The 24,179-nt window shown below is 73.3% G+C and carries 22 protein-coding genes; 10 read left to right on the top strand and 12 right to left on the bottom strand.

What is annotated here, in order from left to right:
* The first annotated feature begins 42 nt into the window (after nucleotides 1–42).
* Nucleotides 43–1,158: a polyprenyl synthetase family protein gene (locus ACFQPP_RS04690; protein ID WP_376915394.1), complete on the top strand. Its 1,116-nt coding sequence runs from the start codon at nucleotides 43–45 to the stop codon at nucleotides 1,156–1,158.
* Between the two features lie 3 nt (nucleotides 1,159–1,161).
* Here the strand turns inward: ACFQPP_RS04690 and ACFQPP_RS04685 are convergent, their stop codons facing one another.
* Nucleotides 1,162–1,488 carry an Rv2175c family DNA-binding protein gene (locus ACFQPP_RS04685; RefSeq protein WP_376915393.1) on the bottom strand — a complete coding sequence of 109 codons (327 nt, stop codon included), beginning with the start codon at nucleotides 1,486–1,488 and terminating at the stop codon, nucleotides 1,162–1,164.
* 68 nt (nucleotides 1,489–1,556) lie between these two features.
* Here ACFQPP_RS04685 and pknB point away from each other — a divergent pair, with 68 nt between their 5' ends.
* A complete protein-coding gene (gene pknB / locus ACFQPP_RS04680) occupies nucleotides 1,557–3,512 on the top strand; it encodes a Stk1 family PASTA domain-containing Ser/Thr kinase (protein ID WP_376915392.1) in 1,956 nt (651 codons plus the stop codon).
* A gap of 60 nt (nucleotides 3,513–3,572) precedes the next feature.
* Here pknB and ACFQPP_RS04675 read toward each other — a convergent pair whose 3' ends face one another.
* The 3 genes from ACFQPP_RS04675 to ACFQPP_RS04665 all read right to left on the bottom strand — a co-directional run bounded on the left by ACFQPP_RS04675 (nucleotide 3,573) and on the right by ACFQPP_RS04665 (nucleotide 6,595).
* Entirely contained in the window at nucleotides 3,573–4,937 is a 1,365-nt protein-coding gene (locus tag ACFQPP_RS04675) for a class II 3-deoxy-7-phosphoheptulonate synthase (protein WP_376915391.1), read from the bottom strand.
* 49 nt (nucleotides 4,938–4,986) lie between these two features.
* On the bottom strand, nucleotides 4,987–5,712 hold the full coding sequence (locus tag ACFQPP_RS04670; protein WP_376916750.1) for a lysophospholipid acyltransferase family protein: 726 nt from the start codon (nucleotides 5,710–5,712) through the stop codon (nucleotides 4,987–4,989).
* A gap of 64 nt (nucleotides 5,713–5,776) precedes the next feature.
* Nucleotides 5,777–6,595, bottom strand: a complete 819-nt coding sequence (locus ACFQPP_RS04665; RefSeq protein WP_376915390.1) for a GntR family transcriptional regulator — start codon at nucleotides 6,593–6,595, stop codon at nucleotides 5,777–5,779.
* 183 nt (nucleotides 6,596–6,778) lie between these two features.
* Between ACFQPP_RS04665 and ACFQPP_RS04660 the strand changes: the two genes are divergently transcribed.
* The 6 genes from ACFQPP_RS04660 to ACFQPP_RS04635 are packed head-to-tail and all read left to right on the top strand — an operon-like array spanning nucleotide 6,779 to nucleotide 14,144.
* Complete coding sequence (locus tag ACFQPP_RS04660) at nucleotides 6,779–7,774, top strand: 2-keto-3-deoxygluconate permease (protein WP_376915389.1); 996 nt, start codon at nucleotides 6,779–6,781, stop codon at nucleotides 7,772–7,774.
* A gap of 37 nt (nucleotides 7,775–7,811) precedes the next feature.
* A complete protein-coding gene (locus ACFQPP_RS04655; RefSeq protein ID WP_376915388.1) occupies nucleotides 7,812–9,074 on the top strand; it encodes a RuBisCO large subunit C-terminal-like domain-containing protein in 1,263 nt (420 codons plus the stop codon).
* On the top strand, nucleotides 9,071–10,390 hold the full coding sequence (locus tag ACFQPP_RS04650; protein WP_376915387.1) for a four-carbon acid sugar kinase family protein: 1,320 nt from the start codon (nucleotides 9,071–9,073) through the stop codon (nucleotides 10,388–10,390). The genes ACFQPP_RS04655 and ACFQPP_RS04650 overlap by 4 nt, the downstream gene beginning before the upstream one ends.
* The gene (locus ACFQPP_RS04645) at nucleotides 10,387–11,430 is read left to right on the top strand and encodes an alcohol dehydrogenase catalytic domain-containing protein (RefSeq protein ID WP_376915386.1); all 1,044 of its coding nucleotides are present in this window, start codon (nucleotides 10,387–10,389) and stop codon (nucleotides 11,428–11,430) included. Before ACFQPP_RS04650 ends, ACFQPP_RS04645 begins: the two co-directional genes overlap by 4 nt.
* A gap of 12 nt (nucleotides 11,431–11,442) precedes the next feature.
* Nucleotides 11,443–12,282: a sugar phosphate isomerase/epimerase family protein gene (locus ACFQPP_RS04640; protein WP_376915385.1), complete on the top strand. Its 840-nt coding sequence runs from the start codon at nucleotides 11,443–11,445 to the stop codon at nucleotides 12,280–12,282.
* Between the two features lie 41 nt (nucleotides 12,283–12,323).
* Entirely contained in the window at nucleotides 12,324–14,144 is a 1,821-nt protein-coding gene (locus tag ACFQPP_RS04635; RefSeq protein ID WP_376915384.1) for an AMP-dependent synthetase/ligase, read from the top strand.
* Nucleotides 14,145–14,217: 73 nt separating this feature from the next.
* On the opposite strand, the gene ACFQPP_RS04630 is transcribed toward ACFQPP_RS04635, so the two are convergent.
* The 3 genes from ACFQPP_RS04630 to ACFQPP_RS04620 are packed head-to-tail and all read right to left on the bottom strand — an operon-like array spanning nucleotide 14,218 to nucleotide 19,459.
* The gene (locus ACFQPP_RS04630; protein WP_376915383.1) at nucleotides 14,218–14,709 is read right to left on the bottom strand and encodes a peptide deformylase; all 492 of its coding nucleotides are present in this window, start codon (nucleotides 14,707–14,709) and stop codon (nucleotides 14,218–14,220) included.
* The gene (locus ACFQPP_RS04625) at nucleotides 14,706–16,064 is read right to left on the bottom strand and encodes an FAD-dependent oxidoreductase (RefSeq protein ID WP_376915382.1); all 1,359 of its coding nucleotides are present in this window, start codon (nucleotides 16,062–16,064) and stop codon (nucleotides 14,706–14,708) included. The genes ACFQPP_RS04630 and ACFQPP_RS04625 overlap by 4 nt, the downstream gene beginning before the upstream one ends.
* Nucleotides 16,061–19,459, bottom strand: a complete 3,399-nt coding sequence (locus ACFQPP_RS04620) for a pyruvate carboxylase (protein ID WP_376915381.1) — start codon at nucleotides 19,457–19,459, stop codon at nucleotides 16,061–16,063. Before ACFQPP_RS04620 ends, ACFQPP_RS04625 begins: the two co-directional genes overlap by 4 nt.
* Nucleotides 19,460–19,534: 75 nt before the next feature.
* Between ACFQPP_RS04620 and ACFQPP_RS04615 the strand changes: the two genes are divergently transcribed.
* A complete protein-coding gene (locus ACFQPP_RS04615) occupies nucleotides 19,535–20,452 on the top strand; it encodes a ParA family protein (RefSeq protein WP_376915380.1) in 918 nt (305 codons plus the stop codon).
* 66 nt (nucleotides 20,453–20,518) lie between these two features.
* Here the strand turns inward: ACFQPP_RS04615 and ACFQPP_RS04610 are convergent, their stop codons facing one another.
* From ACFQPP_RS04610 to ACFQPP_RS04590, 5 genes are all read right to left on the bottom strand, one after another.
* Entirely contained in the window at nucleotides 20,519–21,070 is a 552-nt protein-coding gene (locus tag ACFQPP_RS04610) for a MerR family transcriptional regulator (RefSeq protein ID WP_376915379.1), read from the bottom strand.
* 160 nt (nucleotides 21,071–21,230) lie between these two features.
* A complete protein-coding gene (locus ACFQPP_RS04605; RefSeq protein ID WP_376915378.1) occupies nucleotides 21,231–21,935 on the bottom strand; it encodes a MerR family transcriptional regulator in 705 nt (234 codons plus the stop codon).
* Complete coding sequence (locus ACFQPP_RS04600; RefSeq protein ID WP_376915377.1) at nucleotides 21,932–22,381, bottom strand: FHA domain-containing protein; 450 nt, start codon at nucleotides 22,379–22,381, stop codon at nucleotides 21,932–21,934. Before ACFQPP_RS04600 ends, ACFQPP_RS04605 begins: the two co-directional genes overlap by 4 nt.
* Nucleotides 22,382–22,524: 143 nt before the next feature.
* Nucleotides 22,525–22,839, bottom strand: coding sequence for an AzlD domain-containing protein (locus ACFQPP_RS04595; protein ID WP_376915376.1), 315 nt, complete (start codon nucleotides 22,837–22,839; stop codon nucleotides 22,525–22,527).
* Nucleotides 22,836–23,588: an AzlC family ABC transporter permease gene (locus tag ACFQPP_RS04590; protein WP_376915375.1), complete on the bottom strand. Its 753-nt coding sequence runs from the start codon at nucleotides 23,586–23,588 to the stop codon at nucleotides 22,836–22,838. Before ACFQPP_RS04590 ends, ACFQPP_RS04595 begins: the two co-directional genes overlap by 4 nt.
* Here ACFQPP_RS04590 and ACFQPP_RS04585 point away from each other — a divergent pair.
* Nucleotides 23,587–24,177, top strand: coding sequence for a DNA-3-methyladenine glycosylase I (locus tag ACFQPP_RS04585; protein ID WP_376915374.1), 591 nt, complete (start codon nucleotides 23,587–23,589; stop codon nucleotides 24,175–24,177). The two genes, ACFQPP_RS04590 and ACFQPP_RS04585, sit on opposite strands and share 2 nt — an antisense overlap.
* The last annotated feature ends 2 nt before the right edge of the window (nucleotides 24,178–24,179 follow it).

The raw sequence follows: 24,179 nt of genomic DNA, 5'->3' as shown, positions 1-24,179 counted from the left end.
ACGACCGAGTCTACGCCCTGGGACTGTCACTAGGCTATGGATGTGTCCGGCTCCCGCTTCTCCACGGCGGTCGATGCGCGGATCCGGTCCTTCCTCCTCGAGCGGCGTGCCGCCGCGACCGCGATCTCGCCCGACCTCTCGCCCATCCTCGACGCCGTCGACGGCCTGACGACGGGTGGCAAGCGCATGCGCGCCGGCTTCCTGCACTGGGGCTGGCACGCCGTCGCCGCCGCGCGCCCCGACGCGCCCAGCACCACGGGCAGCCCCGAGGACCCCGAGTGGGAGGCCGTTGTCGCCATGGCCTCGGCGGTCGAGGTCTTCCATGCCGCCGCGCTCGTGCACGACGACGTCATGGACTCCTCGGACACGCGTCGCGGCCAGCCGAGCGTGCACCGCAGGCTCGAGGGCGTCCACCGAGCGAGCGAGTGGGCAGGCCGTGCCGGGCCGTTCGGCGTGAACGGCGCCATCCTCGTCGGCGACCTGCTGCTCGGCTGGGCCGACGACCTCGCGCGCGCCGGTGCCGCAGCGCTGCCCGCCGGCCGAGGCCCCGCCGCGATGGGCGTCTTCTCGACGATGCGCGAGGAGGTCGGCTACGGCCAGTTCCTCGACGTCCTCGAGGAGGCGGCGTGGGTGCGGCAGGAGCCAGAGTCGCTGCTGCAGCGAGCCCACACCGTCGCCGTCTACAAGTCGGCGCGGTACTCGGTCGAGGCGCCGCTGCTGCTCGGCGCGACGATGGCGGGCGGCAGCGCGCAGCAGCTCGAGGCGCTGAGCGGCTACGGCGTGCCGGTCGGCACCGCCTTCCAGATGCGCGACGACATCCTCGGCGTCTTCGGCGATCCCGAGGTCACCGGCAAGCCCGCCGGCGACGACCTGCGCGAGGGCAAGCGCACCGTGCTCATCGAGCTCGCGCGCCGCGAGATGGCGGCCGGCCCCCGCACGACGCTCGACGAGCTGCTCGGCGACCCTGCGCTCGAGCCCGACCAGATCCGCATGCTGCAGCGCGCCATCGCCGACGCGGGTGCGCTCGAGCGCCTCGAGGGCATGATCGATCGCGCCGTCGGCGGCGCGCTCGAGGCGCTGCGCGACGCCGAGCTCTCGCGCGGCGCCGTGCTCGAGCTCGAGCGGCTCGCCGCCGCGGCCGCGAACCGCGACCGCTAGTCGCTAGCCGAGCGCCTGCGCGACGCGCCGCACCTCGGCCTTGCGGCCGGCGCGCAGCGCGGCGATCGGGCTCGTGCCGAGCGACGGCTCGTCCTCGAGGAGCCATGCGACGGCCTCGTCGTCGTCGAAGCCGAGGTCGCCGAGCAGCATGACGGTGCCCTTCAGCTCCCCCATGGGCGCGTCGTCGACGAGGAAGACCTCGGGCACGACGAGCACGCCGTCGCGGCGGGTGGCGGGCAATGCCCGCTCCTCCACGAGCCTGCGGATGCGGGAGGGGCCGAGCCCCATGCGGTCGACGAGATCGGGGATCGTGAGCCAAGCGGTGTCCACGACACCAGTGTGCCGTGTCTCCCGCGTGCCCGCACGGCGCACCGCCGCCGAGCCTCTACGATCCTGACGTGCCCGCACCGCTCGACGATCCGCTCATCGGGCGCCTCGTCGACGGCAGGTACCAGATCGTCGACCGCATCGCCCGTGGCGGCATGGCGACCGTCTACGTCGCCACCGACCTCCGGCTCGACCGCCGCATCGCCATCAAGGTCATGCATCCGCACCTCGCGGACGACGACCAGTTCCGCGAGCGCTTCATCCAGGAGGCCAGGCAGGCCGCCCGGCTCGCGCATCCCAACGTCGTGAACGTGCTCGACCAGGGCGAGGAGCCCGGGCTCGCATACCTCGTGATGGAGCACATCCCCTCCATCACGCTGCGAGACCTGCTGCTCGAGCGCGGGCGCGTGCGCCCCGAGCAGGCGCTGCAGGTGCTCGAGGCCGTGCTCGCCGGGCTGTCGGCCGCGCACCGCGCCGGCATCGTGCATCGCGACATCAAGCCCGAGAACGTGCTGCTGGCGCACGACGGTCGCATCAAGATCGCCGACTTCGGCCTCGCGCGCGCCGCGACGGCCAACACGGCCACGGGCAAGGCGCTGCTCGGCACCATCGCCTACCTCTCCCCCGAGCTCGTGACCCGCGGCATCGCCGACGCGCGCAGCGACATCTACGCCGTCGGCATCATGCTCTTCGAGATGCTCACGGGCAAGCAGCCCTACACGGGCGAGCAGCCGCTGCAGATCGCGTACCAGCACGCCCACGAGCAGGTGCCCTCCCCCTCGTCGCTCGAGCCGTCGATCCCGCACGAGCTCGACCTGCTCGTGCACTGGTCGACGCATCGCGACGCGAACCTGCGGCCGTCGGATGCCGGCGAGATGCTCGACGAGGTCGTGCGCGTGCGCAGTGGCGAGCGCTCGACGACGAGCGCCCACACGCGCATGCTGCCCACGAGCGCGCCCACCGCCGCGACCGCCGTCGTCGAGACGGCCGCCGAGCGCCGTCCCGAGCGCCGCGCGCCGCGCGCCGCCGTGGCGACCGGCGACCTGCCGTCGCTCGGCACGGGCGAGGTGCCGCCCGCGGCGCACGCGCTGCAGCGCAAGGCGCTCGTGCGCCGCAGGCGCGGCTGGGTGCTGCTCGCGATCGTGCTCGTGCTCGCGCTCGTCGCCGCCGGCGCCGGCTGGTGGTTCAACGCCGGGCCGGGCGGGCAGACGACGGTGCCCGAGATCGCGCAGGGCTCGAGCATCGCGGATGCGACCGCGGCGCTCGAGGAGGCCGGCCTCGTCGTCGCGGACGACCGCGTCGGCGAGCACAGCCCCGACGTGCAGCTCGACGGCGTGCTGCGCACCGACCCCGCGCCCGGCACGGAGCTGCCGCGCGACGCGGCGGTGACGCTCGTCGTGTCGCTCGGGGTCGAGATGCTGCCGTCTCCGCAGCTCGCGGGCGTCGCCGAGGGCGACGCCGCCGCGACGCTCGAGGCCGCCGGCTTCGTCGCCGTCGAGAGCATCCCCTGGTTCTCCGACCAGCCCGACGGCATCGTGCTCGCCGCATGGGCGCCGGGCGGCGCCGACTCGCAGTCGCAGCCCGAGTGGCCGCGCGGCTCGTCGTTCCACCCCGTCGTGTCGCGGGGGCCGCAGCCCGGGCTCGCCGGGCTCGACCAGGCGAACGCGCAGACCGTGCTGCAGGCGGTCGGCCTCACGATCGGCGACGTCGCGACGGAGGCGAGCCGCGACGTCCCCGAGGGGCGCATCATCCGCGCGGCGTACCCGGAGGGCGCGCAGCCCGAGTCGGGCGCCGCGGTCTCGATCGTCGTGTCGAGCGGCGTGCCGCAGGTGCAGATCCCCGCCGACATCCTCTCGATGAACATCCCGAACGCCGTCGCGGCGCTCGAGGCGCTCGGCTTCGTCGTCACCCTCGACACCAACGTGCCCGGGCCGCTGCAGGCCGTCGCGCAGCCCACCGCCGTGAGCCCCGAGGCCGGCGCCTCGGTCGACGAGGGCTCTGCGGTCACGCTCACCGCGCAGTACTGACCCCGCACGACGACGCCGGGCGGGTCCGCGATGGACCCGCCCGGCGTCGTCGTCCCAGCCTCAGGAGATGGCGCGCAGCTCCTCGGCGACGAGGAACGCGAGCTCGAGCGACTGCATGTGGTTGAGGCGCGGGTCGCAGAGCGACTCGTAGCGGCTCTCGAGGGCCGCCTCGTCGATCCGCTCCGAGCCTCCGAGGCACTCGGTGACGTCGTCGCCCGTGAGCTCGACGTGCAGGCCGCCCGGGAACGTGCCGGCCTCGCGGTGCGCCTCGAAGAAGCCGCGCACCTCGTCGACGACGTCGTCGAAGCGGCGCGACTTGTAGCCGTTGCGCGTCGTGATGCCGTTGCCGTGCATGGGGTCGGTGATCCACACGGGCGTCGACTCGAGCGACTTCGACGCCTCGAGCAGGGCGGGCAGCGCGTCGCGGATGCGACCGGCGCCCATGCGGGTGATGAACGTGAGGCGCCCGGGCTCGCGCTCGGGGTCGAGGCGGTCGACGAGTCGCTCCATGTCGTCGGCCGTGGTCGTCGGGCCGAGCTTCACCCCGATGGGATTGCGGACGCGCGAGAAGAAGTCGACGTGCGCGCCGTCGATCTCGCGCGTGCGCTCGCCGATCCACTGGAAGTGGCTCGACGTGTCGTAGGCGAGCCCCGTGCGGGAGTCGACGCGCGTCATCGGGCGCTCGTAGTCCATGAGCAGGCCCTCGTGGCCCGTGTAGAACTCGACGGCGCGCAGCTCGTCGAAGTTGGCGCCCGCCGCCTCCATGAACCGGATGGCGCGGTCGATCTCGCCCGCGAGGGCCTCGTAGCGCGCGTTGGCCGGGTTCTTCGCGAAGCCCTTGTTCCAGGAGTGCACCTCGCGCAGGTCGGCGAAGCCACCCTGCGTGAAGGCGCGCACGAGGTTCAGGGTCGACGCGGCCATGTGGTAGCCGCGGAGGATGCGCTGCGGGTCGGCGGCGCGCGACTCGGGCGTGAAGTCGTAGCCGTTGACGATGTCGCCGCGGTAGGCGGGCAGCGTGACGCCCTCACGGGTCTCGAGGTCGCTCGAGCGGGGCTTCGCGAACTGGCCCGCCATGCGGCCCATCTTCACGACGGGCATCGCCGCGCCGTACGTCAGCACGACCGACATCTGCAGGATCGTCTTCACGCGGTTGCGGATCTGGTCGGCCGTCGCACCCGCGAAGGTCTCGGCGCAGTCGCCGCCCTGCAGCACGAACGCCTGCCCGGCCGCCGCCGAGGCGAGCCGATCGCGCAGCATGTCGACCTCGCCCGCGAAGACGAGCGGCGGCAGCGTCGAGAGCTCCTGGCGCACGGCTGCGATCGCATCCTCGCTCGGCCAGCTCGGCTGCTGCTTGATGGGCAGCGAGCGATAGGCGTCGAGCCCTGCGACGACGGTCGGATCGGGGCTCACGAGTGCGGTGGTCACGAGGGTCGAGTCTACGCGTGCGCGCGTGCCTCGCCGCGACCGCTCGAGGTCAGGCGGATGCGGCCTCCGCGGCCGGGCGCGCGGGCGTCGGCCGGGCGTCGGTGCGCTTCGCCTTGGCGCTCGAGGCGTAGACGTCGACGTACTCCTGGTCGCTCAGCCGCGCGAGCGCGTACATGATCTCGTCGGTGACGGAGCGCAGCACGAAGCGATCGGTGTCGAGCCCGTAGTAGCGCGAGAAGTCGAGCGGCTCGCCGAAGACGATGCCCACGCGGCCCACCTTCGGCATGAACGTGCCGGTCGGCATGATCTGCTCGGTGCCGATCATGACGCACGGCACGACGGGCACCTGGCCCTCGAGCACCATGCGGGCGATGCCCGTGCGGCCGCGGTACAGCTTGCCGTCGGGGCTGCGCGTGCCCTCCGGGTAGATGCCGAGCACGTCGCCGCGGGCGAGCACCCGCAGGCCCGACTCGAGGCTCGCCTCGCTCGCCTTGCCGCCCGACCGGTCGATGGGCAGCTGCCCGGAGGCGAGGAAGAACCAGCGCACGAAGGCGCCCTTCAGACCCCGCCCCGTGAAGTACTCGGACTTCGCGAGGAAGTAGACGCGACGGCGCACGACGAGCGGCATGAGCACGGAGTCGATGAACGACAGGTGGTTGCCGGCGATGATGACGGGGCCCGTGGCGGGGATGTGCTCCATGCCCTTGATCCACGGGCGGAACACGGTGAGGATGTACGGCCCCACGATCCAGTGCTTCAGCAGCCAGTTGAACATCGGCGACCACCCCCGGCGCACCACTCTAGCCAGAGGCCGTCGCCGTCCGCGGCGGCGCGCGACGTCACCCGTCGAGCCGCGCGACGGCGCCCTGCAGGGCGGCGAGGCGCTCGCGGATGTCGGCGATCGCCGCATCGCGCGCGTCGTCGCGCACGCGCGCGGCGACGTCGAAGACCGTCTCGGGTGCGTGCCACAGCGAGAAGCGCTCGAGGACGCTGCCCGAGGCGTCCTCCGTCACGCCCTCGAGCAGCAGCAGCGGCGTGCCCGGCTCGACGTCGAGCAGCCCCGCGACGCGTGCGTCGGCAGGCGCGGCGCGGAGCCTGCGGGGGCCACCGACGGGCTCGGCACCCTGCGAGCGCATCCAGTCGAGCAGCGACGCGTCGGTGAGCGCCTCGACCGTGGGATGCGGGAAGCGGTCGCGGGGGAAGAGGGTCTCGCCCGCGACGGCGGGGCTGCCGTCGACCGAGCGGATGCGGTCGAGCGCCCACGCGTCGGTGGCGCCGAGCTCGGCGGCGAGGTCGCCGGCGAGGGTGCGCTGCTCGAGCGCGAGCACGCGCGTGCGCAGCGACGACCCCTGCCCCTCGACGTGCTGGAGGAGTCCGCCGGCGCGCTCGGCGCTGCGGTGGAGGGTGCGGCGGGCGGCGACGACGCTGCCGCGGCCGCGGCGGCGCTCGATCGCACCGCTGGCGGCGAGGGCCGCGAGCGCCTGGCGCACCACCGAGCGGGAGACGCCGAGGGCGTCCTGCAGCTCCTGCTCGGTGGGCAGCGCGGCGCCTGCCTCGAGCGCCCCCGACGCGATGGCGGACGCGACGCGTCGACGCAGCTGCTCGTGCAGCGGCGCGCCGCCGCGGTCGAGCGGCGTGCCAGCGAGCTCGCCCAGCATCCCGCCTCCTCGTCGTCGCGATGGGCCTCTCAGCCTAGATCCGACGCGCGGGCCGCGTGTCGCTTGACCCTCGGCCCATCCTGCCCCATTGTTGTCCGTATCTTTCGTACGGACAATGGTCGTCCCCGAGACACGGAGCACGCAATGACGCAGCCCCCCATGGAGCGAGCCTCCCTCCTCCCGATGTTCAGGTCGCTCAGCCGGATCCCCGGCGGGCTCGTGATCGTGCCGCTCGTCCTCGGCGTGCTCGCGGCCAACCTCATCCCCGACGCCCTCGGCATCGGCAGCTTCACGACGGCGCTCTTCCGCGACGGCACGCTCGTGCTCATCGGCCTGCTCATCGTCTCGACCGGCGCCCAGATCACCGGCTCGCGCACGGGTGCGGCCGCAGCGGGCACCACGCTCGTCGTGCTCGTCGCGAAGACGCTCGTGCCCATCACGCTCGCCGTCGTGCTCGGCCTCGTCGTCGGCATCGACGGCATCCTCGGCATCTCGGTCCTCGGCCTCATCGCCGTGTTCGGCAACTCGAACGGCGGGCTCTGGCTCGCGTTCGCCAGCCAGTACGGCGACTCGCGCGACCGCGGCGCCTACATCGCCTCCGCGCTCGACGACGGCCCCTTCCTCGCGCTCATCTTCCTCGGCGCCTCCGGCCTCGGCGACATCCCCTTCCTCGCGATCGTCGCGGCGATCGTGCCGTTCGTCATCGGCCTCGTCATCGGTCGCCTCGACCGCGAGTGGACCGAGGTGCTCGAGCACGTGCCCTCGATCGTCATCCCCTTCATGTCGTTCTCCGTCGGCACGGGCATCTCCTTCCTCACGGTGCTCACGGGCGGCCTCACGGGCGTCGCCATGGGCGTGCTCGTCGTCGTCCTCACCGGCGGCCTCACCTACCTCGGCTACCGATACGTGCTGAAGCGCGGCGGCCAGAGCGGCATCGGCTTCGCAGCGGGCACGACGGCGGGCAACGCCGTCGCGGTGCCCGCGGCCGTCGCGGCAGCCGACCCGAGCCTCGAGCCCCTCGTGGGCGCCGCGACGGCGCAGGCAGCGACCGCCGTGCTCGTGACGGCGGTGCTCGCACCGCTCACGGCAGGCTGGGTCATGCGCAGGCAGGGCGGCATCGCCAAGGGGTCGAGGTCGAAGGAGTTCCGCGACGCCGTCGCCGACTCCGTGAACGACTGACCGCCATCCACCCACCCACGGCATGCGAGGAGCACCCATGCGCGACCCACGACGCATCCGAGCCACGTACCGCATCGAGGCCGTCGAGCCCGAGCGCGCCGCCGCGCTGCTCGCCGGCGAGCAGTCGAGCGGCACGTTCGTGCGGATCGCCGGGGAGACGGACGCGCTGCGCCAGCGACACGGCGCGGAGGTCGTGTCGCTCGAGGAGCTGGGGCGCACGGCGCCCTCCCTCCCGTCGCGCACGAGCCCCGAGCACGTCACGGCCGCGCGCATCGTCGTCGAGTTCCCCATGGAGACGGTCGGCGCCGACCTCGCGACCATCCAGACGACCGTCGCGGGCAACCTGTTCGAGCTCGCGGACCTCTTCGCATGCAGGCTCGAGGCGCTCGACCTGCCCGACGAGCTCATCGCGGCCCACGCGGGCCCCGCGTTCGGCGTCGAGGGCACGCGTACGGTGCTCGGCGGTGCCACGGGAGCGATGGTCGGCACGATCGTGAAGCCGAACGTCGGCCTCGACGCCGACGGGTTCCGCGCCGTCGTGCGCGCGCTCGTCGGCGCCGGCATCGACCTCGTGAAGGACGACGAGCTCATGACCGACCCCGGCTACCTCCCCCTCGCGACGCGCGTGCGCATCGCGGGCGAGGAGATCGATCGAGCGTCGCAGACGACGGGACGTCGCGCGCTGTACGCCGCCAACATCACGGGCGACGTCGCGAACCTCGAGCGGCGGCACGACCTCGCGGTCGCCGCGGGCACCGGCTGCGTCATGCTCGCGATCCCCGTCATGGGCATCCCCGGGCTCGAGCACCTGCGCTCGTTCGCGAGCGTGCCGATCCACGGGCACCGGGCGGGCCTGTCGGCATCGATGCGCCACCCGGGGCTCGGCGTCTCGTACCGTGCCTGGCAGGTGCTCGCGCGGCTCGCGGGCGCCGACCACCTGCATGCGAGCGGGCTCGGCAGCAAGTTCTCGGAGCGCGACGACGAGGTCGTCGACTCCATCCGAGCGCTCCAGACGCCGCTCGGGTCGACCGCGGGACCCGTGCCGACCCTCTCGTCGGCGCAGACGGTGCGCTCGCCGCATCCCACGTTCGCGGCGATCGGCAACGACGACGTGCTCATGCTCGCGGGCGGCGGCGTCATCGGCCACCCCGATGGACCCGCTGCGGGCGTGCGCAGCCTGCGTGCCGCGTGGGCGGCCGCCGTCGCGGGCGAGCCGCTCGACGACGCGGGCGCCAGGCTCGCCGCCGTCGGCGACACGACGCTCGCCCGCGCCCTCGGCACGTTCGGCGCCGCCGCATGAGCGGGCGAGCCACGATCGGCTTCGTCGCCGACGACCTCACGGGCGCGGCCGACGTGCTCGCGCAGGCGTACGCCGAGGGCCTCGACGCGGCGCTCGTGCTCGACGCCGCGCACCCCCTGCCCGACGACGTCGACGTCGTCGGCATCGCCGGCCCCCTGCGCTCGCTCGACGCGACCGCGCTGCATGCGGAGGCGACGCGAGGCTTCGCAGCGCTCGCCGAGCGCGAGCTGCGCGTCGTGCTCGACAAGGTGTGCTCGACGTTCGACTCCTCGCCGACGATCGGCTCCATCGGCGCGAGCATCGACGCGATGCGCGCGACGTGGCCGGGTCGCGGCGCCGTGCCCGTCGTGCCCGCGCAGCCCGAGTTCGGCCGCCACACCGCCTTCAGCCAGCACTTCGGCAGGCACGCGGGCGCCGTGCATCGCCTCGACAGGCACCCCGTCATGGCGACGCATCCCTCGACGCCCATGCGCGAGGCCGACCTGCGGCTCGTGCTGCAGGAGCAGCTGCCCGGCTCCCCCGTCGTCCCCGGCCTGCACCTGCCGGAGCTCGAGTCGGCCGAGCGGCTGCGGGATGCGTGGGCGACGCTCGCCGCGAGCGACGCACCCGCCGTCGTCGTCGACGCCGTGACGCCGGCGCACATGGACGCGATCGCCCAGCGCCTGCTCGACGACGCCGACCGCGGCCCCGCCCCCGCGCTCGTCGTCGGCTCCGGCGGCATCATGGCCGCGCTCGCGCGCGCCCTGCACCGCGAGACGCGCGTCGCACCGGCGACGACCGCGCCCTCCGGTCCCGTGCTCGTCGTCAGCGCATCCGCCTCGTCGACGACGGCTGCGCAGCTCGACGACGCGCTCGCCGCCGGCTTCGTCGAGGTCGCCATCCCCGCCGAGGCGTTCGGCGACGCGGCGTCGGAGGCCAACGCCGACTGGAGCCGCGCCGTCGAGGCCGCCCTGAGCGCCGGCCGCCACGTCGTCGCGCACACCGCCCGCGGGGGCGACGATGCGCGCCTGCGCGCATCCACCGCCTCCGCCGCCGACGTCGGCGGGCTCATCGGCAGGCTCGCCGGCCGCATGGTGCGAGCCGGCCGCACCCGCGACCTCGCGATCTGCGGTGGCGACACCTCGAGCCACGCCCTCGTCGCGCTCGGCGCGCGCGAGGTGCGCGTCGACGAGCTCTTCGTGCTCGTCGGACCCATCTGCCGCACCGACGACGCCTCCGATGCAGCGGGCTGCCGCGTGCTGCTGAAGGGCGGCCAGGTCGGCCCCACCGACGTCCTGCGGCGATTCGCAGGCCTCACCCCTGGAGAGCACGCATGAGAGCCGTCATCAAGCCCGCCCCCGCCCCCGGCTTCGCCTACCGAGAGGACTGGACGATCGGCGAGCCCGGCGTCGGCGAGGTGCTCGTCGACGTCGCCGCCGCATCCCTGTGCGGCACCGACCGCGAGCTGCACGAGTGGACGCCGTCCGCGCAGGCCTTCCGCCTCGCGCCGCCCGTCGTCCTCGGCCACGAGGGCTCGGGCACCGTCGTCGCCGTCGGCGACGGCGTCGAGGGCCTCGCGGCCGGCGATCGCGTCGCGTTCGAGAGCCACATCGCCTGCGGTCGCTGCTTCGAGTGCCGCACCGGCACGGCCCACACGTGCCCGCGCACGCGCATCGTCGGCATGCACGTCGACGGCCTCTTCGCCGAGCAGGCGATCGTGCCCGCGCAGGTCTGCGTGCCGGTGCCCGACTCCATCTCCCTCGAGGCCGCCGCCCTCCTCGAGGGCGCGGGCGTGGGGATGCATGCCATCCAGCGCGCAGGCGGCGACGTCGCCGGCCAGAACGTGCTCGTGAACGGCGCAGGCCCCGTGGGGCTGTTCACGGCGCAGATCGCGCGAGCGCTCGGCGCCGCGAACGTCGTCGTCGTCGAGCCGAACCCGTTCCGCAGGGGGCAGGCCGAGTCGATCGGCGCGACGGCCGTCGCGCCCGGCGCGCACGTCGTCGAGCTCTGCCGCGACCTCGCTGGCCACCGCGGCGGCTTCGACGCGGCGTTCGAGGTCTCGGGCGTGCGCGGCGTGATGGGCCCGCTGCTCGAGTCGCTGCGCCACGAGGGCACGATCGTGACGGTCGGCCACCCCAGCCAGCCCGCCGAGCTCGAGATCGCCTCGCAGATCAACAAGCGCGGCATCACGCTGCGCGGCATCTTCGGTCGACGCCTCTGGGACACGTGGGAGCAGCTGCTCCTGCTCGTCGGATCCGGCCGCGTCGACCTCGAGTGGATCATCACGCACCGCCTGCCGCTCTCGCAGGCCGACGAGGCGATCGAGCTGCTCACGGGCGACGCCGGCAAGGTGCTGCTCGTGCCGTCCCTCGGCTGACGCGGCTCGACCGTGATCCCGCGCATCGGCATCAGCACGTACGCGTACACGTGGCGTCTCTCGGAGCACGCCGAGCGCCCCATGACGCTCGACGACGTGCTCGACGACGCCGCGCGCCTCGAGCTCGGTGTGCTGCAGATCTGCGACCACCCGCCGCTCGAGGCCGCGTCGCCCGACGAGCTCCACGCGCTCCGCGATCGCGCCGACGCGCTCGGCATCGCGCTGGAGGTGGGCACGCGCGGCATCGCGACCGCCCACCTCCTCCACCTCCTCGACGTCGCGGTCGCGCTCGGATCGCCCGTCGTCCGCTCGATGCTCACGTCCGGCGACCACCGGCCGTCGCCGGACGAAGCGGTGACGCTGCTGCGCGCCATCGCGGACGCGTACGCGGCAGCCGGCGTGCGTCTCGCGCTCGAGACGTACGAGCAGGTGCCGACCGCGACGCTCGTCGACGTCGTCGAGCGCGTCGGGCATCCGGCCGTCGGCATCTGCCTCGATCCCGCGAACCCCGTCGCCGCGCTCGAGCATCCGCGCGACGTCGTCGAGCGCTGCGCGGCCCTCACGACCAACGTGCACGTCAAGGACTTCGGGTTCTCGCGCGCCGAGGGCTGGGTCGGCTTCACCTACGCGGGCGCGCGCCTCGGCGAGGGCCTGCTCGACTACGAGCATCTGCTCGAGGCCGTGCGGCCCGTCGAGCGCGGGCTGAGCCAGATCATCGAGCACTGGGTCGCGTGGCGCGGCGACGCCGCCTCGACCATCGCCATCGAGGAGGAGTGGACCGAGCACGCCGCTCGCGTCCTGCGCGAGCGCCACGCCCTCGCCGTCCCCCGTCGGCGGGGCCTCGCACCCTAGGATCGTGACGAGCCCTCACGTACGGAGCCGAAGGAGCCACCGTGACCGACGCCGGCCAGATCCGACCCGTGCTCGTCGAGCCCGATCCGAACGCGAACACGTGCGACCTGCTGCGCGACCGCCTGACGACGACGCCCGACGCGCCCCTGTTCGCCGTGCCGGAGGGTGCCGGATGGCGTGACATCTCGACGCGCGAGTTCCACGCGCAGGTCGTGGCGCTCGCGAAGGGCCTCGTGGCCGCGGGCGTCGAGCCCGGCGACCGCATCGGCATCATGTCGCGCGTGCGCTACGAGTGGACGCTCATCGACTTCGCCGCATGGTTCGCGGGCGCCATCCTCGTCCCCGTCTACGAGACGAGCGCGCCGAGCCAGATCCAGTGGATCCTGTCCGACTCGGGTGCGACGCGCGTCATCGTCGAGACCGCCGAGATGCTCGCGCGTCTCGACGAGGTGCAGGGCGACCTGCCCGCGATCGGCGACGTGTGGCGCATCGACTCCGGTCACCTCGACGACCTCGTCGCGAAGGGCGTCGACGTGCCCGACGAGGAGATCGAGCGCCGCAGCCGCATCGCGAACGCCGACGACGTCGCGACCCTCATCTACACGTCGGGCTCGACCGGCCGCCCCAAGGGCGTGGTGCTGACGAACGCGAACTTCGTCGAGCTGTCGCGCAACGCGGCGATCGACCTCAAGGAGGTCGTCGCGCCCGGAGCCTCGACGCTGCTGTTCATCACGACGGCGCACGTCTTCGCCCGCTTCATCGCGGCCCTCGCGGTCACCGCGGGCGTCAAGGTCGGCCACCAGCCCGACACGAAGAAGCTCGTCGAGTCGATGACGTCGTTCTCCCCCACCTTCCTCCTCGCCGTGCCGCGCGTGTTCGAGAAGGTCTTCAACGTCTCCGAGCAGAAGGCCGAGGCCGGCGGCAAGGGCAAGATCTTCCGCAAGGCCGCCGAGGTCGCCGTCGCGCACTCGAAGGCCGTCGACGCGGGCAAGGTGCCCCTGGCCCTCGCGCTGCAGTTCCGCGTCTTCGACGTGCTCGTCTACTCGAAGCTGAAGGCCGCCCTCGGCGGACGCGTGCGCTACGCCGTCTCCGGCTCGGCACCGCTGTCGACGTTCCTCGGCCACTTCTACCGCTCGCTGGGCATCCGCATCCTCGAGGGCTACGGCCTCACCGAGACGACGGCCCCCGCGACCGTCAACCGGCCGGACAAGTTCAAGATCGGCACCGTCGGCCCTGTGCTGCCCGGCAACGGCGTCCGCATCGGCGAGGGCGGCGAGGTGCAGATCACGGGCATCGCGGTCTTCAGGGAGTACTGGAACAACCCGGAGGCGACGGCGGAGTCGTTCGACGGCGCCTGGTTCAAGACGGGCGACATCGGCGAGCTCGACGCCGACGGCTACCTCAGGATCACGGGTCGCAAGAAGGAGATCATGGTGACCGCCGGCGGCAAGAACGTCGCGCCGACGTCGCTCGAGGACCCCATCCGCTCGAACCTCATCGTCGGCCAGGTCGTCGCGGTCGGCGACCAGCGCCCCTTCGTCGGCGCGCTCGTGACCCTCGACACCGAGATGCTCCCCACGTGGCTGCGCAACAACGGCCTCGACGAGTCGATGCGCGTCGAGGACGCCGTGACGAACGAGGCCGTCGTCGCCGAGGTCACGCGCGCCGTCCAGCACGGCAACGCGCAGGTCTCGCGCGCCGAGGGCGTGCGCAAGTTCGTCATCCTGCCCGTCGACTTCACCGAGGCGAACGGCCACCTCACCCCGAAGATGTCGATCAAGCGCCACAACATCACCGCGGACTTCTCCGACGAGATCGAGCGGCTCTACTCCGACGAGTCCTTCGGCGTCTCGGTGCCGTAGCCGGACCGCAGACGACGACGCCCCGGCGACCGAGCGGTCGCCGGGGCGTTCGTCGTCTGCGCCGCGTGGGCGATCAGAACCAGGCGGACGCGCGGATGTCGGCCATCGCCTGCGCGCGCGTCGCCTTCTCGAGCGTCTGCACGTACAGGCGACCGTCGAGGTGCGCGCACTCGTGCTGCAGCATCTGCGCCATGAGCCCCTCGCCCTCGAGCACCACGGGTGCGCCGTCGAGGTCGACGCCCTCGACGCGCGCCCACGGATGCCTCGGCGTCGGGTAGCCGAGGCCGGGCACCGAGAGGCAGCCCTCGTCGACGAGCTCAGGTTCGCCGCGCACCTCGACGAGCACGGGGTTCAGCACGTAGCCGACGTCGCCGTCGACGTTGTAGCTGAACGCGCGCGCCGCGACGCCGATCTGGCAGGCGGCGACGCCGGCGCGACCGGGCAGCCGCACGGTCTCGACGAGGTCGTCGACGAGCTGCCGCGTCGCGGGGTCGGCGGGGTCGACGGGCTCGCCGGGGGTGCGCAGCACCGGATCGCCGAACACGCGGATCTCACGGACGGTCATCGGGAGAGCTCCTTCTCGGCGTCGAGCAGCGCGTTCTCGATCACCTCGGTCAATGCGGGATGCGGCCAGTAGAGGCTGCGCGCCAGGCCGTGCACCGTGCGCCCCTCGCTCGCGGCGAGCACGAGCGGCTGGATGAGGATCGCGGCGCTCGGGCCCGCGACGTGGGCGCCGAGGATCGTGCCGTCGCGCGCGACGACGAGTCGCGCGAACGACGACTCGTCCTCCATCGCCCATCCGTAGGCCGTCGTGCCGAACGCGCGGTCGACGACGATGGCGTCGCTCGGCGCATCCTGGCCACGCACGCCGAAGGACGCGACCTCGGGATGCCCGAAGATCGCCTGCGGGATCGGCGCGAGGACGTCCTCGGTGGCACGGCCGCGGAGGTTGTCGCGCACGACGCGCGCCTGATGGTTGGCGACGTGCTTCAGCTGGTGCGCGCTCGTGACGTCGCCGAGCGCGTAGACCCCCTCGACGACCTCGCCGCCAGCGAGGACGCGCATCTGCGCGTCGGTCACGAGTCGGCCGTCGTCGTGCGTGTCGAACAGCGCGGCGGCGCCGAGCGCGTCGGCGTTGGGCACGCGGCCCGTGGCGTTCAGCACGAGGCCGGCATCGAGCGTCGAGCCGTCGTCGAGCGTCACCCGGCGCCCGCCGCTCGTCGCCTCGACGCCGACGACCGTGCGGCCGCGCAGCACCGTCCAGCGGTCGGCGGCCGCGGCGGTCGCGAGGTCCGAGACCGCCTCGTCCTCGGCCGAGAGCACGCGGTCGCCGCGCAGCACGAGCGTGATCTCGACGCCGAACGCGCTCAGCACGTGCGCGAGCTCGACCGCGATGGCGCCACCGCCCACCACGACGAGCGACGAGGGCAGCTCGGGCACGCGCATGATGGTGTCGGAGGTGTGCACGAGCGCAGGGTCGACGCCGGGGATGTCGCGCGGCCGCGAGCCCGCGGCGATCACGAGCCGCTCGGCGCGGATGCGCTCGCCCGACGCCGTCACGAGGGTGCGGGCGTCCTCGAGGTGCACGTGCTCGCGCACGACGTGCACGGACTCCTGCCCGAGCCGCCACCGCTCGCTCGCCGCCGCGTTGCCGTCGATGCGACCGAAGACGCGCTCCTGCACCGCGTGCCAGTCGGCGTGCGCCGTGCCGGAGACGCCGATGCGGGCACCGTGCCGCACGGCCTCGACGACGTCGGCAGGGTGGATGAGCATCTTCGTCGGGATGCATCCCCGGTTGAGGCACGTGCCGCCGAACGCGGGCGCCTCGTCGACGATGGCGACGGCGCGCCCCGCCCACTCGGCGCCCACGATGGCGTTGCCGCTGCCGGAGCCGACGATCGCGAGCTCGACCTCGATCATGCGATCACCGCGATCAGGTCACCCGCCTCCACGGCGCGCGTGCCCTGGATCGCGAGGCGCTGCACCGTGCCGGCGACCTGCGCCGTGATGGCCGCCTCCATCTTCATGGCCTCGATGGTCGCGACGGGCTGACCGACGGCGACCTCGTCGCCCTCGGCGACCGTGACCGTCACGGCGCCCGCGAAGGGCGCGGCGACGTGGCCGGGCTGCGACGCATCGGCCTTCTCGGCCGCGGCCTTCTCGACCTTCACCGAGCGGTCGCGCACGTACACGGGCCGCAGCTGGCCGTTCAGCACCGTCATGACCGTGACCATGCCGTCGTCGCCGGGCTGCCCGATGGCCTCGAGCGCGACGTTCAGCGTGACGCCCGTGCCGATGCCGACGCGGTGCTCCTCGCCGGGCTGCATGCCGTAGAGGAAGTCGATCGTGTCGACGACCGAGAGGTCGCCGTACTCGTCGCGCATGGCGTGGAACTCCTTGGTCGGCCCGGGGAACAGCAGTGCGTTGAGCGCCTGCTGCCGGTCGACGCCGGGCTCGACGAGCGACGCGCGCTGCTCGTCGGTGAGCTCGGTGACGCCGATCTTGACCGTGCGGCCCTCGAGCACCTTCGTGCGGAAGGGCTCGGGCCACCCGCCCGGCAGGTCGCCGAGCTCGCCCGCCATGAAGCCGATGACGGAGTCGGGGATGTCGTACCTGCCCGGGTTCTCCTCGAAGTCGGCCGGGTCGACGTCCTGCGCGACGAGCTGCAGCGCGAGGTCGCCGACGACCTTCGACGACGGCGTCACCTTGGTGGGGCGGCCGAGGATGCGGCTCGCCTCGGCGTACCAGTCCTCGATGCGCTCGAAGTCGTCCGCGAGGCCGAGGGCGATCGCCTGCTGCCGCAGGTTCGACAGCTGCCCGCCGGGGATCTCGTGCTTGTAGACGCGCCCCGTGGGGCCCGGGAGGCCGGACTCGAACGGCTTGTACAGGCGGCGCACGGCCTCCCAGTACGGCTCGAGGTCGCTCACGGCCTGCAGGTCGAGGCCCGTGTCGCGCTCGGTGTGCGCGATCGCCGCCACGAGCGCCGACATCGGCGGCTGGCTCGTGGTGCCGGCCATGGCGGCGGATGCGACGTCGACGGCGTCGACGCCGGCCGCCGAGGCGGCGAGCAGCGTCGCGAGCTGGCCGCCCGCCGTGTCGTGCGTGTGCAGGTGCACGGGCACGTCGAACTCGGAGCGGAGGGCCGACACGAGCGTGGACGCGGCGCCGGCGCGCAGCAGACCCGCCATGTCCTTGATCGCGAGGACGTGCGCTCCGGCGTCGACGATGCGAGCGGCGAGGCGCAGGTAGTAGTCGAGCGTGTAGAGGTCCTCGGCCGGGTCGAGCATGTCGCCCGAGTAGCAGAACGCGACCTCGGCGACCGTCGTGCCGGTCTCGAGGACGGCGTCGATCGCCGGGCGCATCTGGTCGACGTCGTTCAGCGCGTCGAAGATGCGGAAGACGTCGATGCCCGTGCGCGCGGCCTCGTCGACGAACGCGGTCGTGACCTCGGTCGGGTACGGCGTGTACCCCACGGTGTTGCGACCGCGCAGCAGCATCTGGATGGGCAGGTTCGGCATGGCCTCGCGCAGCACCGCGAGGCGCTCCCACGGGTCCTCGCCGAGGAAGCGCAGCGCGACGTCGTACGTCGCGCCGCCCCACGCCTCGACCGAGAGCAGCTGCGGTGTCAGGCGCGCGACGTGCGGCGCGACGGCGACGAGGTCGGCGGTGCGCACGCGGGTCGCGAGCAGCGACTGGTGGGCGTCGCGGAAGGTCGTGTCGGTGACGGCGAGCGCCGTCTGGTCGCGCAGCGCCTTCGCGAACGCCACGGGGCCGAGCGTCTGCAGCCGCTGCCGCGCGCCGTCGGGAGCCGGGACCTCGAGGTCGACGGCCGGCAGCTTGAGCGACGGCTGGATGACGCCGTCCGCCGACCCGTTCGGCGTGTTGACCGTGACGTCGGCGAGCCACGACAGCACCTTCGACGCGCGGTCGCGCGACGGCGTGATGCGCGTGAGCTCGGGGTGCTCCTCGATGAAGTGCGTCGACACGTCGCCTGCGCGGAACTGCGGGTCGTCGAGCAGGTTGAGGAGGAAGGGGATGTTCGTCGCGACGCCGCGGATGCGGAACTCGCTCACCGCGCGGTGCGAGCGCGCGATGGCCGAGGCGAGGTCGCGCCCGCGGCACGTGACCTTCGCGAGCATCGAGTCGAAGTGCGGGCTGATCTCGGCGCCCGGGTTGATCGTGCCGCCGTCGAGGCGCACGCCTGCGCCGCCGGGCGAGCGGTAGGCGGTGATGCGCCCCGTGTCGGGCCGGAATCCGTCTGCGGGGTCCTCGGTCGTGACGCGGCACTGCAGCGCGAAGCCGTGCATCGAGATCTCGTCCTGCGTGAGGCCGAGGTCGGCGAGCGTCTCGCCGGCTGCGATGCGGATCTGCGACTGCACGAGGTCGACGTCGGTGACCTCCTCGGTCACGGTGTGCTCGACCTGGATGCGCGGGTTCATCTCGATGAAGACGTGCTCGCCCGCGCGGTCGCCCGCCGTGTCGAGCAGGAACTCCACCGTGCCGGCGTTGACGTAGTCGATCGAGCGCGCGAAGGCGACGGCGTCGCGATAGAGCTCGGCGCGCTTCTCCTCCGACAGGTTCGGCGCGGGCGCGAGCTCGACGACCTTCTGGTGCCGGCGCTGCACCGAGCAGTCGCGCTCGAACAGGTGCACGGTCTCGCCCGTGGTGTCGGCGAGGATCTGCACCTCGATGTGGCGCGGGCGCACGACGGCCTGCTCGATGAACATCGTCGGGTCGCCGAAGGCCGAGTCGGCCTCGCGCATGGCCGCCTCGAGCGCCGGGCGCAGCTCGTCGCGCGTCTGCACGAGGCGCATGCCGCGGCCGCCGCCGCCCGCGACGGCCTTGCAGAAGACGGGGAAGCCGATCTCGTCGGCGCCGGCGAGCAGCGCGTCGAGGTCGTTCGACGCGGGCGTGGAGCGCAGCACGGGCACGCCCGCGGCGATCGCCTGCTCCTTCGCCGTCACCTTGTTGCCCGCCGACGCGAGCACCTTGGCGGGCGGGCCCACGAACGTGATGCCCGCCTCGGCCGCGGCCGTCGCGAGACGGGGGTTCTCGGAGAGGAAGCCGTACCCCGGGTAGATGGCGTCGGCGCCCGCCTCCTTCGCGACCCGCACGATGTCGTCGACGTCGAGGTACGCGCGCACCGGATGGCCGGGCTCGCCGACCTGGTACGCCTCGTCGGCCTTCTGGCAGTGCAGCGAGTTCCGATCCTCGTGCGCATACACGGCGACCGTGCGGATGCCGAGCTCGTTGGCGGCGCGGAAGGCACGGATGGCGATCTCGCCTCGGTTCGCGACGAGGAGCTTGCGGAACATGGGTCTCCCTGGGGATCGTTCGGAAGGGGCCTGCCAGCGCGTCATCCCACAGTAGTCGGGGTAGGCTCGCGTACCGTGCACGTCCTCTCCATCAGCTCCCTGAAGGGCGGCGTCGGCAAGACGACCGTCACCCTCGGCCTCGCCTCGGCCGCGTTCGCGAAGGGCCTCCGCACCCTCGTGGTCGACCTCGACCCCCAGTCGGACGCATCGACCGGCATGGACATCGACGTGCAGGGCCGTCTCAACGTGGCCGACGTCCTCGGCAACCCGCGCGACAAGGTCGTGCGCCAGGCGATCGCCCCGTCCGGCTGGACGGAGGGCCACGGCGGCACGATCGACGTGCTCATCGGCAGCCCCTCGGCGATCAACTTCGACGGCCCGCACCCCACGGTCAAGGAGATCTGGCGGCTCGAGACGGCGCTCGCGACGCTCGAGACCGAGTACGACCTCGTGCTCATCGACTGCGCGCCGAGCCTGAACGCGCTCACGCGCACGGCGTGGGCCGCATCCGACCGCGTCATGGTCGTCACCGAGCCCGGCCTGTTCTCCGTCGCCGCCGCCGACCGCGCGCTCCGCGCGATCGAGGAGATCCGCCGAGGCCTCAGCCCGCGCCTCCAGCCACTGGGCATCGTCGTGAACCGCGCACGCCCGCAGTCGCTCGAGCACCAGTACCGCATCCAGGAGCTCAAGGACATGTTCGGGCCGCTCGTGCTCGAGACGATCCTGCCCGAGCGCACGTCGATGCAGCAGGCGCAGGGCGCAGCCCGTCCGCTGCACGTGTGGCCCGGCGAGGGCGCGCAGGAGATGGCGCTGCAGTTCGACGAGCTGCTGCAGCGCGTGCTCGACGCGTCGTCGACGAGCGGCGACGAGGCAGCCGCCGGCGGCCGCATCCCCGCGCCGACCGCCGCGATCGACGCCTCGAGCGCCGCATCCGTCGAGGATGCCGAGGCGGAGGCGACCGGCGAGGACCTGCAGGAGGAGCGTCGCGACTGACGCACCCCGACCGAACGCGAGAGGCGCCCACCGGATGGTGGGCGCCTCTCGCGTTCGGAGCGTAGGTCAGGATGCGCGCGTGCGTGCGGCGCGACGGGCGGCGAGCTCGTCCATGACGGGCTCGACGGGCGTCGTGTCGAGCTCGATGAGCTCGGACTGGACCTCGCGGACGACGGTGCCGACGGCGATGGCGAACACGCCCTGGCCGCGGTCGAGGAGATCCATGACCTCGTCGGCGCTCGTGACGAGGTAGACGCTCGCTCCGTCGGAGACGAGCCGCACCTGGGCGAGGTCGCCGACGCCCTCGTGACGCAGGCTCGCGACCGCGACGCGGATCTGCTGCAGCGAGATGCCGGTGTCGAGCAGGCGCTTGACGAGCTTGAGCACGAGGATGTCGCGGAATGCGTAGAGGCGCTGCGAGCCGGATCCGCTCGCGTTGCGGATGCTGGGGACGACGAGGTCGGTGCGCGCCCAGTAGTCGAGCTGGCGGTACGTGATGCCCGCCGCCTTCACGGCGTCGGCGCCGCGGTAGCCCTGCACGTCGACATCGTCGGGCAGGCCGTCGGTGAACAGCAGCCCCGAGTCGTATCGGGGTGTCGTCTCGTTCTCGGCCATCATGGCGCCCTTCTCAAACCTTCAAGCAGGAGTTGAACCTTCATCTCGAAGCCTAGAGAGCCGGAGCGTCGCCATCGGGCATGTCGACCCGGCGTGTCGGGCTCTTCGCGCCCGAGTCTACGCCCGACCCCCGACGATGGGCCGATGGATCGTGCGCGAGCCCTCAGCGGGTGACGCGCTCGATCGCATCGCGACCGAGCACCTCGCGGATCGAGGCGATCTGCCCCGCGATGTCGCGGGCGGCCTCCGCCGCCCTCGGCTTGCCCTCGCCGCGCCTGCCCAGCACGGGCCGCACGGCCGACTCGATGAGCGCGGCCTCGCGCTCGGCCGAGGCGCGCATGCCGCGCAGGTGCCGGGGCTCGATGCCGAAGCGCTGCAGCTCGACCAGCGCGCGCACCACCCGCACGGCCTGCTCGTCGTACGGCTCGGCGGCGGGCACGAGGCTCGCCGCGATGGCCTCCTGCACGAGCGTGCGGGAGGCGCCGGTCGTCGACTCGAGCTCACGCCGCTGCAGCCGGCGATCGACGCGCAGGATGCTCGGCCCCTCCGACACGACGTTGCCGGCGACGAAGGGCTCCGCCTCGCCCGCATCCACCTGCTCGAGATGCCCGAGGATGACCTTGAGCGGCAGGTAGTGGTCGCGCTGCAGCGTGAGCACGTAGCGCACCCGCTCGACGTCGGCCGCCGAGAACTTGCGGTAGCCGCTGGGCGTGCGCGACGGCGCGACGAGCCCCTGATCCTCGAGGAAGCGCAGCTTCGACGGTGCGAGGTCGGGGAACTCGGGGGTCAGGCGCGCGAGCACCTGGCCGATGGAGAGGAGCGTCGTCTGGCTGCGGGCGGACGAGCGCGACGCGGCCTGCGCGCTCATGCCCCGTGGCCGAGATCGTGTCGCGACGCGTAGAACGTGAGACGGAACTTGCCGACCTGCACCTCGGTGCCGTCGCGCAGCGGAGCGCGCTCGACGCGCTCGCCACCCGAGTACGTGCCGTTCAGCGAGCCGAGGTCGCGGACCTCGAACGCCCGGCCGGAGCGGGCGAACTCCGCGTGACGACGCGACACCGTCACGTCGTCGAGGAAGATGTCGGCGTCGGGGTGGCGCCCGGCCACCGTGACGTCCTGGTCGAGCAGGAAGCGCGCCCCGACGTCGGGACCGCGGCGCACGATGAGCAGCGCGGAGCCCGAGGGCAGCGCCGCGATCGCCTCCTGCTCGTCGGCACCCACGCCCGAGAGCATCGATGCGAGCTGCTGCTGGTAGTCCTGGCCCCAGGACTGGGTGCTGTCGCCGTCGTGCGCAGCGCCGTCGCGGTCGCTCATGCCGCCTCCAGTGTCAGGGTCGGCCCCACGTGGGCCACAACGTTCGAGTTCGGGTTCAGACTACGCGATGCACGCGGTCGCCTCGCCCGTGCGCTCGAGGGATGCCCGGCACTCTACGTCACGCGCGCCGCCGCTCGCCACGCTCACGCCCAGCCCGCGAGCCTGCGCAGCAGCGCCGCGGTCGCCGCCGCTGCGAGCACCACGACGAGGAAGGGCACCCGCAGCCGGTACAGCACGACGGCGAGCAGCACGGCCGGCACGCGAGCGTCGAGCACCAGGGAGGCGCCGTCGGCGAGCGTCTGCACCGCGACGAGCGCCGCGAGCAGCGACACCGTGACGAGCTCGAGGATGCGGCGCGGCCGCGGCGCCTCGAGCGGACCCGGCGGGACGAGGTGGCCGAGCAGCTTCGTGCCCGCGACGAGGATCGACGCGAGCAGGATGACGTGCCAGGTCGTCACGCGCGCTCCTCCCCCGGCTCGTCGCGCCGGCCGAGCCAGTTCGTCCAGCCGACGACGATCGCGACGACGACGGCGACGAGCACGGGCACGCCCGCGGGCAGCGCGGGCACGAGCGCCGCGGCGACGACGGCGCTCGCCACCGCGACCGCGGCGGCCTGCCGAGTCCGCAGGCGCGGCCACAGCAGCCCCACGAACGCCGCGGCGGCCGCGGCGTCGAGGCCCCACAGCCGCGCGTCGCCCAGCACGTCGCCCACGAGCGCGCCCACGAGCGTCGTGCCGTTCCAGCCGACGAAGACGCCGACGCCCGTGACCCAGAAGCCGACGCGGCGCGCGCGCTCGTCGCCCTGCGCGAGGCCCACGGCGGTCGACTCGTCGATCGTCAGATGCGCCGCGAGCAGCGTCATGGGGCCGCGCGTGCCGAGCCACGGCCGCACGCTGAGGCCGTACAGCGCGTTGCGGACGCCGAGCACGGCCGCGGAGGCGATGGCCGTGACGGGTGCGCCGCCGCCCGCGACGACCCCGACGAGCGCGAACTGCGAGCCGCCCGAGAACATCAGCAGGCTCAGCGCGCACGTCTGCAGCACGTCGAGGCCGCTCGCCACCGACAGCGCGCCGAACGAGACGCCGTACGCGGCGGTCGCGATCGCCACCGACAGGCCCTGCCGCCACGCCTGCCGCTCGGCGGTGGCGCGGGGCGCCGCCCTCACTCGATCACCTGCGTCACCCGTCCACCCTAGGCTCGGTCGCATGGCGGATCTGGTCGTGGGCGACGACGGGCTCGCGCGCCCCGCATGGGCCTCGCACGACGCGCTGCTGCGCGACTACTACGACGTCGAGTGGGGCATGCCGGTACGCGACGAGCGCGGCCTCTACGAGCGGCTCTCGCTCGAGGCGTTCCAGTCGGGGCTGTCGTGGCGCACCATCCTCGCGAAGCGCCCCGCGTTCCGCGCCGCGTTCGCGGGCTTCGACCCCGACGTCGTCGCGACGTTCGACGACGACGACGTCGCGCGCCTCATGGGCGACGCGGGCATCGTGCGCAACCGGCGCAAGGTCGACGCCACGATCGGCAACGCCCGCGCGACGATCGCGCTGCGCGACGCCGGAGGCCTCGCAGCGCTCGTGTGGTCGTTCCAGCCGAGCGAGACGCCCGCACCCGCGACGCTCGCCGAGGTGCCGACGTCGAGCCCCGAGTCGATCGCGCTCGCCAAGGCGCTGCGCGCGGCGGGGTTCGCCCACGTCGGACCCACGACGATGCACGCCCTGATGGAGGCGGTGGGCATCGTCGACACGCACCTCGTCGGCAGCCACCGCCGAGGGTCGAGCGGCGTGTGGGCGTAGGC

This window comes from Agrococcus sp. GCM10030265 (assembly GCF_042666675.1).
In the GTDB taxonomy this organism is placed as follows: domain Bacteria; phylum Actinomycetota; class Actinomycetes; order Actinomycetales; family Microbacteriaceae; genus Agrococcus.
Note: the sequence above shows the minus strand (reverse complement) of the source record. Positions and strands in the feature narration are given on the sequence as shown.

What these genes read in the sequence shown, in the direction of transcription:
- ACFQPP_RS04650 (WP_376915387.1), top strand. Translation starts at nt 9,071, where the DNA reads ATGAGCGGGCGAGCCACGATCGGCTTCGTCGCCGACGACCTCACGGGC.
- ACFQPP_RS04610 (WP_376915379.1), bottom strand. Translation starts at nt 21,070, where the DNA reads ATGATGGCCGAGAACGAGACGACACCCCGATACGACTCGGGGCTGCTG.
- ACFQPP_RS04590 (WP_376915375.1), bottom strand. Translation starts at nt 23,588, where the DNA reads ATGCGACCGAGCCTAGGGTGGACGGGTGACGCAGGTGATCGAGTGAGG.
- ACFQPP_RS04625 (WP_376915382.1), bottom strand. Translation starts at nt 16,064, where the DNA reads ATGATCGAGGTCGAGCTCGCGATCGTCGGCTCCGGCAGCGGCAACGCC.
- ACFQPP_RS04655 (WP_376915388.1), top strand. Translation starts at nt 7,812, where the DNA reads ATGCGCGACCCACGACGCATCCGAGCCACGTACCGCATCGAGGCCGTC.
- ACFQPP_RS04665 (WP_376915390.1), bottom strand. Translation starts at nt 6,595, where the DNA reads ATGCTGGGCGAGCTCGCTGGCACGCCGCTCGACCGCGGCGGCGCGCCG.
- ACFQPP_RS04670 (WP_376916750.1), bottom strand. Translation starts at nt 5,712, where the DNA reads ATGTTCAACTGGCTGCTGAAGCACTGGATCGTGGGGCCGTACATCCTC.
- ACFQPP_RS04630 (WP_376915383.1), bottom strand. Translation starts at nt 14,709, where the DNA reads ATGACCGTCCGTGAGATCCGCGTGTTCGGCGATCCGGTGCTGCGCACC.
- ACFQPP_RS04660 (WP_376915389.1), top strand. Translation starts at nt 6,779, where the DNA reads ATGTTCAGGTCGCTCAGCCGGATCCCCGGCGGGCTCGTGATCGTGCCG.
- ACFQPP_RS04645 (WP_376915386.1), top strand. Translation starts at nt 10,387, where the DNA reads ATGAGAGCCGTCATCAAGCCCGCCCCCGCCCCCGGCTTCGCCTACCGA.
- ACFQPP_RS04600 (WP_376915377.1), bottom strand. Translation starts at nt 22,381, where the DNA reads ATGAGCGACCGCGACGGCGCTGCGCACGACGGCGACAGCACCCAGTCC.
- ACFQPP_RS04620 (WP_376915381.1), bottom strand. Translation starts at nt 19,459, where the DNA reads ATGTTCCGCAAGCTCCTCGTCGCGAACCGAGGCGAGATCGCCATCCGT.
- ACFQPP_RS04585 (WP_376915374.1), top strand. Translation starts at nt 23,587, where the DNA reads ATGGCGGATCTGGTCGTGGGCGACGACGGGCTCGCGCGCCCCGCATGG.
- ACFQPP_RS04605 (WP_376915378.1), bottom strand. Translation starts at nt 21,935, where the DNA reads ATGAGCGCGCAGGCCGCGTCGCGCTCGTCCGCCCGCAGCCAGACGACG.